At 62.8% G+C, this 12,541-nt stretch carries 15 protein-coding genes; 7 read left to right on the forward strand and 8 right to left on the reverse strand.

The window, feature by feature from the left end:
- Positions 1-8: 8 nt before the first annotated feature.
- Positions 9-899 carry a LysR family transcriptional regulator gene (locus Q6A48_RS08190; RefSeq protein ID WP_304553363.1) on the reverse strand — a complete coding sequence of 297 codons (891 nt, stop codon included), beginning with the start codon at positions 897-899 and terminating at the stop codon, positions 9-11.
- 130 nt (positions 900-1,029) lie between these two features.
- Between Q6A48_RS08190 and Q6A48_RS08195 the strand changes: the two genes are divergently transcribed.
- Genes Q6A48_RS08195 through Q6A48_RS08205 form a run of 3 tightly spaced genes read left to right on the forward strand, consistent with a single transcriptional unit; the run spans position 1,030 to position 4,004 of the window.
- Complete coding sequence (locus tag Q6A48_RS08195) at positions 1,030-2,322, forward strand: CitMHS family transporter (protein WP_304553364.1); 1,293 nt, start codon at positions 1,030-1,032, stop codon at positions 2,320-2,322.
- Complete coding sequence (locus Q6A48_RS08200) at positions 2,323-3,681, forward strand: acyclic terpene utilization AtuA family protein (protein WP_304553365.1); 1,359 nt, start codon at positions 2,323-2,325, stop codon at positions 3,679-3,681. It begins immediately after the preceding gene.
- A complete protein-coding gene (locus Q6A48_RS08205; RefSeq protein WP_304553366.1) occupies positions 3,678-4,004 on the forward strand; it encodes an AtuA-related protein in 327 nt (108 codons plus the stop codon). Before Q6A48_RS08200 ends, Q6A48_RS08205 begins: the two co-directional genes overlap by 4 nt.
- Before the next feature lie 6 nt (positions 4,005-4,010).
- Here the strand turns inward: Q6A48_RS08205 and Q6A48_RS08210 are convergent, their stop codons facing one another.
- The 6 genes from Q6A48_RS08210 to Q6A48_RS08235 form a co-directional block, all read right to left on the reverse strand.
- Positions 4,011-4,244, reverse strand: coding sequence for a hypothetical protein (locus Q6A48_RS08210; RefSeq protein ID WP_304553367.1), 234 nt, complete (start codon positions 4,242-4,244; stop codon positions 4,011-4,013).
- A gap of 290 nt (positions 4,245-4,534) precedes the next feature.
- Positions 4,535-4,942 (reverse strand): hypothetical protein, encoded by a 408-nt coding sequence (locus tag Q6A48_RS08215; RefSeq protein WP_304553368.1) that lies wholly within the window; start codon positions 4,940-4,942, stop codon positions 4,535-4,537.
- Between the two features lie 140 nt (positions 4,943-5,082).
- Entirely contained in the window at positions 5,083-5,427 is a 345-nt protein-coding gene (locus Q6A48_RS08220; protein WP_304553502.1) for an antibiotic biosynthesis monooxygenase family protein, read from the reverse strand.
- A gap of 41 nt (positions 5,428-5,468) precedes the next feature.
- Positions 5,469-6,443 (reverse strand): zinc-dependent alcohol dehydrogenase family protein, encoded by a 975-nt coding sequence (locus tag Q6A48_RS08225; protein ID WP_304553369.1) that lies wholly within the window; start codon positions 6,441-6,443, stop codon positions 5,469-5,471.
- 66 nt (positions 6,444-6,509) lie between these two features.
- Positions 6,510-6,812 (reverse strand): ArsR/SmtB family transcription factor, encoded by a 303-nt coding sequence (locus Q6A48_RS08230; protein ID WP_304553370.1) that lies wholly within the window; start codon positions 6,810-6,812, stop codon positions 6,510-6,512.
- Between the two features lie 65 nt (positions 6,813-6,877).
- Entirely contained in the window at positions 6,878-7,834 is a 957-nt protein-coding gene (locus Q6A48_RS08235; RefSeq protein WP_304553371.1) for a helix-turn-helix transcriptional regulator, read from the reverse strand.
- Between the two features lie 172 nt (positions 7,835-8,006).
- On the opposite strand from Q6A48_RS08235, the gene Q6A48_RS08240 reads away from it, so the two are divergent.
- From Q6A48_RS08240 to Q6A48_RS08250, 3 genes are read left to right on the forward strand one after another with little or no spacing between them, the layout of a single operon-like run.
- Positions 8,007-8,435 carry a hypothetical protein gene (locus tag Q6A48_RS08240; protein ID WP_304553503.1) on the forward strand — a complete coding sequence of 143 codons (429 nt, stop codon included), beginning with the start codon at positions 8,007-8,009 and terminating at the stop codon, positions 8,433-8,435.
- A 3-nt stretch (positions 8,436-8,438) separates the two neighbouring features.
- Complete coding sequence (locus Q6A48_RS08245) at positions 8,439-9,911, forward strand: M48 family metallopeptidase (protein WP_304553372.1); 1,473 nt, start codon at positions 8,439-8,441, stop codon at positions 9,909-9,911.
- Between the two features lie 12 nt (positions 9,912-9,923).
- A complete protein-coding gene (locus Q6A48_RS08250; RefSeq protein WP_304553373.1) occupies positions 9,924-10,589 on the forward strand; it encodes a hypothetical protein in 666 nt (221 codons plus the stop codon).
- 38 nt (positions 10,590-10,627) lie between these two features.
- Here Q6A48_RS08250 and Q6A48_RS08255 read toward each other — a convergent pair whose 3' ends face one another.
- Positions 10,628-11,539 carry a LysR family transcriptional regulator gene (locus Q6A48_RS08255; RefSeq protein WP_304553504.1) on the reverse strand — a complete coding sequence of 304 codons (912 nt, stop codon included), beginning with the start codon at positions 11,537-11,539 and terminating at the stop codon, positions 10,628-10,630.
- A 103-nt stretch (positions 11,540-11,642) separates the two neighbouring features.
- On the opposite strand from Q6A48_RS08255, the gene Q6A48_RS08260 reads away from it, so the two are divergent.
- Positions 11,643-12,395 carry an SDR family NAD(P)-dependent oxidoreductase gene (locus Q6A48_RS08260; protein ID WP_304553374.1) on the forward strand — a complete coding sequence of 251 codons (753 nt, stop codon included), beginning with the start codon at positions 11,643-11,645 and terminating at the stop codon, positions 12,393-12,395.
- The last annotated feature ends 146 nt before the right edge of the window (positions 12,396-12,541 follow it).

Consider the following 12,541-nt stretch of genomic DNA (forward strand, 5'->3'; position numbering starts at 1 on the left):
GCCCGCGCTCAGGGGTAGTCGCGGAAAAAGACCCTGGACATCGCGATGAACTGCTCGGCGGCGGGCGACATCGCCTGGCCCGTACGGGTGATCAGGCCGATCTGGCGGGTGACGTCCGGATGATCCACGGGGATCCTGACCAGGCCCTCCCGGCCGTCATCCGCCGATTCCGGCAACAGGCTGACGCCCAAGCCCTGGCGCACCAGCGCCAGGACCGTCGACATGTAGTTGGCCTCCAGCCCCGGCATGAGCGCGAGGTTGGCCTCGGCGAACAATTGCTCCACCCGTTCGCGAACGCTGCTGTCGCGGCCGGTGAGAATGATCGGTTGTGTGGTCAACTCGTCTGGCTTGATCGTGCGTCGCCGGGCCAGCCGATGACCGGCGGGAATGAACAGGCACAGCCGATCCTCCCACACCGTTTCAAATGCCAACCCATGGCTCGTCCGGGCGCGCACGCCGAGGCCGAAGTCCACCTCGCCGTCGCGCACCAGGCTGTCGATGCGGCGCGCCACCACGTCCTGCAAACGGACTTCGATCCCCGGAAACTGTTCTCGGAACCGTTTCAACAGCGGCGCTAGCGCACCCGCGCACAGCGAGGGCAGGGCGGCGAGGGTGACGACGCCCCGGCGCAGCGCCGCCAGGTCCCGGGACGCATTGACGATGTTGTCCAGGTCCAGCAGCAGCTTCTCCATCGGTAGTCGATTGTTTTGCCCGGCGCTGGTCAGGCTCACGTGACGCGGGCTGCGTTCGAGCAGCGTGACGCCGAGCCAGTCTTCCAACTGTTGGATCTGCACGGTCAACGCAGAGGGCGAGAGGTTCAGCGCGGCGGCAGCCTTGGCAAAACTGCCAGTTTGCGCCACCGCCAGGAAGGCACGGATGTGCTGGATCGAGTTTTTCATTTTGTTTTTCCGAATGCATGGCGCCGAACATTTCAATTTACAAGGATACCGGCCATTCCAATACTCAAGCAAAACAACAACAGCGCATTTCATCGCCACCGCGAACAGACATGCCGAACAGGACCAACCTATGCTCGCCCTCCTTGGTGTCGTTACCATTCTCTGCCTGCTCATCTGCGTGATGAGTAAACGCCTGTCGCCCCTGGTCGCCTTGATCGCGTTGCCGATCATCGCCGCGCTGATCGGTGGTTTCGGCCTGCAAACCAGCGGATTCATCATCACCGGCATCAAGAACGTCGCCCCGGTGGTCGGGATGTTCGTGTTCGCGATTCTGTTCTTTGGCGTCATGACCGACGCCGGCATGCTCGACCCGATCATCGACCGCATCCTCAAGCGCGTGGGCACCCGGCCGACGCGCATCGTCATGGGCACCGCGCTGCTGGCATTGCTGGTTCACCTGGACGGTTCCGGCGCGGTGACCTTCCTGGTGACCATTCCGGCCATGCTGCCGCTGTATACGCGCCTGGGCATGGACAAGCGCATCCTCGCCTGCGTCACGGCCATGGCCGCCGGGGTCAACTTCCTGCCCTGGACCGGCCCGGTCCTGCGTTCATCGGCGGCCTTGCACGTACCCGTGGCGGATCTGTTCCAGCCGCTGATTCCCGTGCAACTCGTCGGCCTGGCCTTCGTGTTCGCCTGTGCCTGGTGCCTGGGCCGGCGGGAAGAAAAACGCCTGGGGCTGGGCGCCGGGGCAACGGTCGAGGTGATACCGCAACGGGTGCTGACCGAGGCCGAGCTCGCCCTGCGCAAGCCGCGCCTGTTCTGGCTCAACCTGATACTGACCGTGGTGGTGATGGGCGTGATGATCGCCGGGGTGGTCGATCCGGTGGTGATGTTCATGCTCGGCACGGTCCTGGCGTTGTGCATCAACTACCCGAACGTCGATGCCCAGCGCGCCCGCATCGACGCCCATGCGAAAACCGCCCTGACGATGGCGAGCATTCTCCTGGCCGCCGGCGTGTTCACCGGGATCATGCAGGGCAGTGGCATGCTCAAGGCCATGGCCGAGGTGGCGGTGGCGCAGATTCCCGCCGGGCACGGCAAGCTGATCCCGATGGTCGTGGGCTTCATCTCCATGCCCCTGAGCCTGTTGTTCGACCCTGACTCCTTCTATTTCGGCGTGATGCCGGTGGTGGCCGAAGTCGGACGCGCCCTGGGTGTCGATCCGCTGCAAGTCGCCCAGGCCTCGTTGCTGGGTGTGCACACCACCGGCTTCCCGGTCAGCCCGTTGACCCCGGCCACGTTCCTGCTGGTGGGCCTGTGCAAGATCGAATTGGCCGATCACCAACGCTTCACCATTCCCTTTCTGTTCGCCGCCTCGGTGCTGATGACCGTGACGGCGCTGCTCATTGGAGTCTTCTGAATGAAAACCCTGCGCATTGGCTCCGGCGCCGGTTACTCCGGCGACCGCATCGAGCCGGCGATCGAACTGGCGCAACATGGCGACCTGGATTACCTGGTGTTCGAATGCCTGGCCGAGCGCACGATCGCCCTGGCCCAACAGGCGCGCTTGCTCGACCCGCAGGCCGGCTTCGATCCATTGCTGGGCGAACGGATGCGCCGGGTCTTGCCCTTCGTCGGTCGTGGCGCTGGGGCGCGCCGCTTGCGTGTGATCACCAACATGGGCGCGGCCAATCCGTTGGGCGCGGCCCGGGAAGTCCGGCACATCGCCCGGCAACTGGGCCTGCCGGCCCTGAAGGTGATCGCGGTGACCGGCGACGACGTCCTGGCGACCGTGTTGGGCGATCCAGAGCAGACCCTGGACAACGGTCAGACCTTGGCTTCGTTGGGCGAGCGCCTGGTGTCGGCCAATGCGTACCTGGGTGTGGACGGCATCATCGAAGCGCTGCAGGCCGATGCCGATGTGGTGATCACCGGGCGGGTGGCGGACCCGTCGCTGTTCCTCGCACCGCAGATGTTCGAATTCGGCTGGGCGGCGGACGATTGGACGCGGTTGGGTCGCGGCACCTTGGTCGGGCACCTGCTCGAATGCGCGGGGCAGCTCAGCGGCGGCTATTTTGCCGATCCGGGGTTCAAGGACGTACCGGACCTGGCGCGCCTGGGCTTTCCTCTCGCTGAAGTGGACGCGACGGGCCGGGCGGTGATCAGCAAGGTCGCGGGCTCCGGCGGGCGCATCGACCCGGCGACTTGCACCGAGCAATTGATCTACGAAGTGCATGATCCTGCCGCGTACCTTACGCCCGATGTCAGCGCCGACTTCTCTGGCGTGTCGTTTACCGTTCCAGGGCCGGACCAGGTCGAGGTCCACGGCGCCGATGGCCAGGCGCGGCCCGTCGCTCTCAAGGTCTCGGTAGGTTACCTCGATGGCTGGATCGGCGAAGGCCAGATCTCCTACGGCGGCCCGGGGGCCTTGGCGCGGGGCCGATTGGCCCGGGAAGTGGTACTGGAGCGCTTGAAACTGACCGGCGTGGCCTATGAAGAGATCCGCGCCGAGTTGATCGGCGTGGATGCCCTGCACGGTTGCGAATTGGGTTCGCGAGCGGGTGGCGAACCTTGGGAAGTGCGCCTGCGGGTCGCGGCCCGTTGCACCGACCGCGCCGAGGCCGTGCGCATCGGCAACGAAGTGGAAACCCTCTACACCAATGGTCCTTACGGCGGTGGCGGGGCGAGCAAATCGGTGCGCCAGGTGGTGGCGGTGGCCTCGCTGCTACTGCCGCGCGACGCTGTCAGCGTGAAGATTCATTCGGAGGACCTGCAATGAGTCGCCTCAAACTGCGTGACCTGGCCCACTCCCGCACGGGGGACAAGGGCGACACGTCCAATATCTCGGTGATCGCGTTCAACGCCGAAGACTACCCGCGCCTGTGTGAGTGGCTGACGGTGGAGCGCGTTGCCGAACATTTTGCAGGACTGCTGGACCCGCGAGGACCGATGATCCGCCGCTATGAACTGCCTGGCGTGAAGGCGCTCAATTTTGTCTTGCCCGGGATCCTGCGGGGCGGGGTGACCCGCTCGCTCGCGCTCGATGCCCACGGGAAGGCCTTGGGCGCGGCGCTGCTGGACTTGGAAATACCCTGCCACTGAGGGCGATCAGGGCTGTCCCTTGACGTCGGTCGAGACCACGCGCTCCAGGCCATTCGCGCCTGGCGCCGTGCTCGGCGCCCACGATCGTTCGCTGCGGCATTTTAGCTTCACGCCCTTGCGCGCAGCCATGTGGCTGGCCGTTTCCATGCACATCGCTTTAGTGGCGTAGGTCGGCTCGTGCCTGCGCTCTTCCACGCAGCCTTCCACGCCAGTGCAGATGGTCATAACCATAACGTACACGGTCATCATCCTGATGTTGCTCCCATCGAAACGATGCGATTGATGCACCTTGCACGGGCCCGCGAGGGACCTGGGCGAGTAGCACTGACAAGCGGATGATGAGCCTTCCTCCGAACCTCCAGCAATGGGCCAGCACAGCCTTCCGTCGGAAAAACGTCACCTTCGGATTGGTTGTAAATTTTCTCAAAATCGGCGCCATTATGTTGGCGTTTTTGTGATGATCCAGCGGTTAAAGCTATGGCGATCCGGCAGGCGAGGGCAGGGGTGGAACGGCTCGCCCGGCAGACCCTTCAGGGCGCGTCGAAGTTCTCATAAGCCAGGGAGATCGCGTCGCTCTGCGGATAGCTGACATACACCATCTCGCCGTAGTTGCTGGCGACCAGCACGTAGGGCCATTTGCCGTTGGCCTTTCGCAGTTGCTCATACAACGGCAGGAAGAAGTCCTTGGTCTGACCCTGGGGGTCGTAGGGGACTTCACCGATAAAGATGGGATAGCGCCCGCCGTTGCACAATTGGACACGCTCCAGCTTGATGCCGCTTTTCTCCAGCACGGTGCGGGCCGGGTGATGCCAGGTGGCGAGGTCGACATCCTGGCAATCGTGGGTTTTCTGGGTGTAGAGCTCGGTGTCCGGGAGGGCCGGATACGCCATGGCCTGGCCGGTCAGGAACAGTAGAGCCAGGGGTAGAAGACGCTGCATGGGAGAGGTCCGATTGGGGGGGAGGAGGATTGTAAGTGCTTTTTCGCCAGATCCAAGGCCGGGCCCGTCCCGGAAACGTCCATTTTTCCGAGTGCTCCCGGGTGTGGGAGCGGGCCTGCCTCATTCAATCGGTACAGCGCTCAGTGCGCGCTGACGCAGGCGCCGGAGAAAAGAGCATCCTGTTCGCCAACCCTGAACGCTGCTCCCTCGATGTGGTAGACCGTGGGCTCTGCGCAAAAGTATGGCTCCAGGCCCATCATGAACAGCCGGTGGTCCTCGCTCGCTTCGAACCCCGGCGTGTGATCTTCCAGCGAAGCCCAGCGCACGATCAGGTTGAACTGTTCAGGGTGTTCGATCCCTTGGGCGAGCATATGGCCGCCGTAGCCCTTTGCTCGGCTAAGCAGGGGGGCCACTTCGGCGAATGCGCGCCTGAACGGGTCGATGCGATCCTTGTGTACGGGGAGCAGGGCGATTTCATAAATCATGGCGTTCATCCCATGTGATCCAGCGGTTAAGGGGTGCGTGCTCAGGCGATCAGCGACGGCTCGACGGCAATCGCGATCTTGCCCTGCAGGCCGTTGTTCGGGCTCTCCAGTCGGGCGTGGGCGAGCGCGAGGTCGGCGAGCGAATAGACCGCACCGACGTGGGGCCGCAGTTGGCCGCGAGCGATCAAGGCGCTCAACTCATCGAGCTTGCCGCGGTTCTGCCGGGTGAAAACGAAGTGATAGCTGGCGTTCTTGCCCCAGGCCTGGATGAGGTTCTGCGGCCGGGCAATGTCCACGATCGAGACCACGCGACCCAGTTGGGCCAGTGCATCGGGGCTGCGTGACAGCGTGTCGCCGCCAATGGTGTCGAACACCACATCGACGCCGTGGCCATCCGTCTGGCGGTGGATGGCGTCGACGTAATCCTCTTTCTCGTAGTCGATGATCACATCGGCGCCCATGGACCGGGCGAACTCGGCATTGGCTTGGCGCACGGTGGTGAACACCCGGGCCCCGATGGCTTTTGCCAATTGGATCGCCACGTGACCCACGCCGCCCGCGCCACCGTGGATGAGGATGCTTTCGCCGACCCGCAGGCCGGCGCGAACCACCAACGCTTCCCACGCCGTCCCGCCAACCAGAGTCAGGCTTGCCGCTTCAAGATGGCTCAGCGTCGGTGGCTTCCTGCCGATGATGCTTTCGGCGGCGACGTGGTACTCGGCATAGCTGCCAGGGCCGTCGAATATCTGCGGGGTGTACCAGACTTCGTCTCCCGGCGCGAATACCGTGACGCCCGGGCCAACGCTTTCGACGACGCCGGAGACGTCATGCCCGGTGATCGTCGGCAACGGCACCAGGTCGGGATAGTCGCCACGTCGAACCTGGTAATCCAGGGGGTTGATGGATGTGGCGTAGACCCGGACCAGGACTTGCCCGGCGCCCGGCACGGGCTTGGGCACCTCGCGGAGTTCGAACGATTCCGGGCCGCCAAATGAGGTGAGCATCATCGCTTTCATTGGAAAAATCCTCGCATCGATAAAGTTAGATATCGGGATATTTCGATATCCTGGGGCAAAAAAAACCTACAGCTCTTTCCCGATCAGCTCGGAGAGGGCACTGATGGTCGCTTCATTGCGTTTGTAGTAAGTCCACTGGCCGATGCGCCTGACTTCGACCAGGCCGACCCGTTGCAGCGTCGCCAGGTAACCGGACACCGTGGACTGGGACAGGCCAATGCCTTCCTGGATGCTGCTGACGCAGACACCCACCGTGTGAACGTCGCCTTCATCCTGCGGCGGGAAGTTCTTCGCGGGGTCCTTCAAGCCTTTCAGGATCTGGAGGCGAGTAGGGTTCGAGAGGGCTTTGAATATTTCGAGTAATTCCATGTGCCGAGAATATCGAGATTTATCGATATGTCAATACGTAAATCACTGACGCCTCAGTCTGAGTATCAAGGCTTTTCGGCTTCAGCCCCGGGTGGGTGACCGAAGTAGGCCTTGTAGGCATGGCTGAAGTTGGCGGGGTTGGCATACCCCAGGCGGTGGGCAATCTGCGCCACGTGCCATTTGCGCTGGCGCAGGAGCGTGCGCGCCAGCTCCAGGCGTTGCTGGCGCACGTAGTCGAGCATCGACTGGCCGTAGACCCGGCTGAAGGCGCGTCTCAGGGTGGTTTCTCCCACGCCCAGTTCCCGCGCCAATGCCTGGGTGCCTGGCGGGTTCAGGAGCTGGGTGTCGAGCTGAAAGCGTGCTTCGTGCGCCAGATCCGAATGGCTGCGCAGGGTCGCCACGGGCTTGTCCGGCGCGGGCGCCAGGTGGGTGGCCAGTTCGACCAGCACGGCCAGGCACAGGCTTTCCTGGTTCAGCCGTTCCAACGCGCCGTGATAGGGCGAATGGTAAAGCCGCTCGAACAAGCGTCCGACGGCGCGACAGCCCTGCAACTCTGAAAAATGCATGCCATCGCCGAGCAGGGAGGACAGGGGCCGCAATGACGGATCCTCTTCGGCCACTTCGCGCAGATAATCGCCGCTGATGCGCAGCCCGGCCATGCGTGCGCGGCTACCCGCCGGCATCCGGTCCATGGCTTCCATGCTTTCACTCAGGCCCAGCACGTGCGGTGCGCCGGGGGTGTATTCATTCAGCACACCGTCCACCCGATGCTGCCACTGTCCATCCAGTACCTGCACGATGCACACGCTGTCGGGCAAGACCTTATGGATGCTCAACGGCTCGGGGAACTGCAAGTCGCAGTCGAAATACTGCAAGTACGGCCGCAGGGTACGAGCGCGGTAGTGGCCGATGGCGCTGCCCATGACCTGCCGTGCGCTGTCGTCGAATACGCCGGCCTGGTCCAAGGCCTCTGGATGATCGAAACAGAATTGCGTGTCGAGGTACGGGTTCCGGCGGTTCATCGAAAAAGCGTCCGTCAGGGCTGGGAGACAGCGTCGCATGATACCGCCATCGGGCGGCGTCATCAGTTGTTGTGAGTCGCGGCCTTATTGTTGTGCGCGGCGGCCTGGCGGCTTGGCAGATCACTGTGGGTTGATTTCAATGGTCGGCTTTGGACTGTCGAGGAAGCCGATGATGATGTTCTACCGCAAGTGGGCGGCCCTGCTGGGCCTGGTGCTGACCGTGTTCGTGGGGATCGCCCATGCTGAAAGTCGCCCGGAAGTCGCGGAAAAAGTGCAGGCGTATGCAGGCGAGGGCGGTGTGAAGGTCTGGACCCTGCGCATGGGTGCCCGCAGTGACAACCAGGCGCTGGTGCAGGTGGAAGGCATCGACCATGACTGGAACATGAAGATCCAGAAGATGGCCGTGGAAAAGACCGCCAAGGACACCCGCTATTCCACCACCGTGGACGGCAAGAAATTCGTGGTGCTGGTGCTGCAACAAGGCTGGGGCGAGCTGTACCTGCCCGGCGAAGCGCAGGCGCTGAACGTCGGCTATGACGAGTCCCTGTCCAGTCAAGGCAATGCACAGGCATTCCTGACCGATTATCTGCAGGCCAACTGAGTCATGGGCCGATTCAGGCGATGGTCATGGCCGCTGACGATGCTGTTGCTGCCGCTGGTTTTGATGGGCTGGGCCAGTGTGCAGGGCTGGCGGGCCGATGATGTGCTGCGCGAAGCGCAGATCATGCGCCAATGGCTGGCCAGCCCCAGCGACGCGTGGGTCCAGCAATTATCGCGGGACGAACGCAAGCAGGTGATTTCGCCCGAAGGTCGGCGCACGCATTTCCAGAGCCAGGTGGACAAGGTCGACAGCGACCATGCCTGGATCCGCCTGCGCCAGGCACTGGCAGCCTTGGCCTACTGGCTCGCCTTCGCCGCGTTGGTGGCGGGACCTGCAACCTGGCTCAAGCTGCGCGTGGATGCCTGGCGCGCGCTGAGCGCCAGGGACTTTCTCTACGACCGTCTGTTTCCCTGCTGGCGTGCCTTGGGGCGCTGGCTGGTGGCGTACACCGCCTTGCTGGTCGGCGCGTTGGCGCTGAGCCTGCTGTATGAACTGAGCTGGGGCTGGAGCCATTTCAAGGCGGGCGGCTGGTTCATGTTGCTGGTGGCGGTGCCGGTGATCGCCGTGCTCTGGATCGGCCTTATGTTGATCGAGCGGCTGCGCCAGCAATGGCACGCCCTGGACAGCCCATCGTCGGCCTTTCTGGGGCAAGCCATGGGGCGCGACAAGGCCCCGGCCTTATGGGCGTGGATTGAACTATTGGCCGCCGACACGGGCGCGCCGATGCCCGACCATATTGTCATCGGCATCGACCAGTCGTTTTTCGTTACCAGCGTCGACGTAGTGCTTCAGCCTGCCGGCGATGTGCTCAGGGGCCGCACGCTTTATCTGCCGTTGACCTATCTCACGACCATGAGCCAGGTCGAAACCGCGTCGATCATCGGCCACGAACTGGGCCATTTCAGCAGCCGCGACACCGAGCGAGGCAGCGAAATCGGCGCGTATTTCAACCTGATGTGCCTGCATTTTTCGTTTATCAGTGCAGCAGATGCCGACCCGGCCTGGATCGAGCGTCCGGCGATCTGGATGACCCAGCGCTTTTTGCACCACTTCCAAGTGGCCGTGCACCACTGGGGACGGGCACAGGAGCTGGTGGCGGATCGGGTGGGGAGCAAAATCGCCGGCGAGCGGTTGTTCTGCCAGGCGCTGTTACGCGTTATCGCCCTGGACGGTGAAATCGACACGCTGCTTGCCGAACGACGCCACGCCAATCTGATCCAGGCCCTGGCCGAGCACCTGCGCCACACCCCGCTGCGCTTGAGCGACACGGTGCTGCAGCACGCGATCGCACACCCCTTCGATACCCATCCGCCAACGGCCTTGCGCCTGCGGCAACTGGGCGTGGCGCTGGACGCCTCGCTGCTGGCCCAAGCCACCCGTACACCCACCGAGCACGACTGCCAGTGGTTCAGTCAACTCACGGCAAGCCCCTCACCACAGCCTGATGCCAACGATGTCAGGCACAAGACCTTATAAGGAGAATGACCAATGTCCCAGCCCTCCGATCCGCTGTCGGATCTTTCCAGCTCGCTCAGCCAACAGTACGCCGCCTCCCGCGAGGCTGAACGTGAACGCTCCATCACGGAGCTCGAGCAGGTGATCCAAGGCGTGCCCGAGCAGACCGAATTCACCAATTCGCGTCGCTTCAAGCTGCTCGGCCCATTGTTCTTGCTGATCGCCCTGGGCTTGCTGGGCTTCGCCCTGCGCGATGGTTCCACCGGCCTGGCCGGGTGCGCCGCCGCGATGGCGTTGCTCTTTGTGTTGCTCACCTGGCAACACCGCAACGCTGGGCAACACGCCTTCATGCGCCTGACCCGTCGTCAACTTTTCGCAGACACCTTGAGCACACCGGTCGACCTGGTCGACATTGCCGACATCTCCGTCAGTGAACAAGGCTGGCTGACGGTGCAAACACTGACCCTGCGTGCCGATGCGCCACTGCCTGTTCATCGCGCCGCGCGGCAGTTGTTCGGCAACCAGGCGCTGGCCTTGAAAAAGCCCCGGCCGCAGATCCGTATCCAGTCCGCTGGCTTGATGCGTGACGGCCGTAAGCTCGATTGCGACCAGATCGGTGAAATCCTGAGCGCGTATTGCCAGGCTGCCCATGCACAACAGCATCTTGATGCGTTGCGTCAGGATGGCCGGCGGGGTTGAGGGTGTTGCGCTCCTTCAAGAACTGGCAAAAAAACCACCTACAGCTGCCAGGCCGGCTCTGAAAGGTGTTCGGCAAAAAAATCAGAAAGGGCTTGAACCTTCCTCGGCCGTGAGCGTGCGGAAGGCGTCATGAAATACAGGCCGCCATGTGTCATGTGCCACTCCGGCAGGACGTGTTCCAGACGCCCATCCGCCAGATACTCGGCGGCGATGAATTCCGGAAGCTCGGCCAACGCCATCCCTGCCAGCAAGGGCGCGACCAGCGCATCTGAGTTGGTGACGCGTAGTGGGCCGCGAGGGGTTACATCGTGTTCGCGGCCATCACCATGGACGAAGCGCCATACCTGGCTTCTGGCTCGATAGGCGTAGCTCATGCATGCGTGGTCAGCCAGATCTCGTGGATGAGCGGGATGGCCATGCTGGTTCAGATACGACGGAGCCGCTACCAGGTATTGGGTTACCGAACAGATCCTTCGCGCTACCAAGGAAGAGTCGGGGAGGGCGGCGATACGCAATGCCGCATCGAAACCCTCCGCTATCAGGTCGACGGTCGAATCCGACAAGTGCAGGTCGAGTTCCAGTTCCGGATAGCGCGTCATTAGCGCTGGAAGCAGCGGTGCGACCCACCGCAAGCCGAACGACATGGGCACGGCCAGCCGAACCGATCCCCGTGGCTGCACGGAAAGCTCGAGGGCTTCGCTCTCGATTTCTTCAGCCTGGCGATACAACGTGCTCGCCTGCTCAACCATGCGCTGGCCAAACTCCGTGATCGAGAGTTGACGTGACGTCCGATTGAGCAAGCGCCCCCCTAGCCGCTCCTCAAGGCGCGCCACCGCGCGTGACACCGTGGGCACCGACACGCCCATGGCCCTGGCGGCTGCAGCGTAAGAGCCTTCTTCCGCCACTTTGGCAAACATCGCCAGCCCTTCGAAATCCGGAATTCTTGGCATTTCATTTCTGCAATGATGAATTTCAAATGATTCTATTTTGAAATTTTGCATCGGTCGATACGCTTCTTCCACACCCCATCACATCCCAACGGGAGAAACAATCATGAGCAAGAAACTGGAAGGCAAAATCGCATTGGTCACTGGCGGTACTACCGGCATCGGCCTGGCCACCGCTAAACGTTTTGCCGAGGAGGGCGCCCACGTCTACATCACCGGTCGTCGACAAGCGGAACTGGACAAGGCCGTGGAGACCGTTGGCAATGCCACGGGTATAGCCGTCGACTCCACCCGACTCGACCAGCTCGATGCCCTGTATGACCGCATCCAACAGGCCCATGGGCGACTCGACGTGCTGTTCGCCAACGCTGGCGGCGGCTCCATGCTGCCTTTGGGTGAAATCACCGAGGCCCACTATGACGATACCTTCGACCGCAACGTGAAAGGCGTGCTGTTTACTGTTCAGAAAGCGCTGCCATTGCTGGCGCGGAACGCCTCCATCATCCTCACGGGCTCGACGGCCGGCAGCTCCGGTACGGCGGCGTTCAGCGTCTACTCTGCCTCCAAGGCCGCTGTGCGAGCCTTTGCCCGCAGCTGGATTCTGGATCTGAAGGATCGCGCAGTCAGGGTCAATACCCTCAGTCCGGGTGCGACCCGTACTCCAGGCCTCGTCGACTTGGCCGGCCCGGATTCGGCGCAGCAGCAAGGCCTGCTCGACTATCTGGCCTCGCAGGTACCGCTGGGGCGAGTAGGTGAGCCCATCGAGATTGCCAACGCGGCCGTGTTCCTGGCAAGCGACGACTCGAGCTTTGTAAATGGAGCGGAATTATTCGTGGACGGTGGTCAGGCACAGATCTGAAGCTGCCGCTGGGAAAGGAGGGGAGAACTCTCCTTCTTTCCCTCATTGTGTTCATTGGACGTGATAGATTCCACTCGGCAGCGCGAGCAGAGGTCGCTGCCCGGAGCCATTCTTCAAGACTCACTGGATGGCTGGTTGACCTCTGT

Origin of the sequence: Pseudomonas citrullilanati (assembly GCF_030580855.1) — a bacterium.
Taxonomy (GTDB): Bacteria; Pseudomonadota; Gammaproteobacteria; order Pseudomonadales; family Pseudomonadaceae; genus Aquipseudomonas; species Aquipseudomonas citrulli.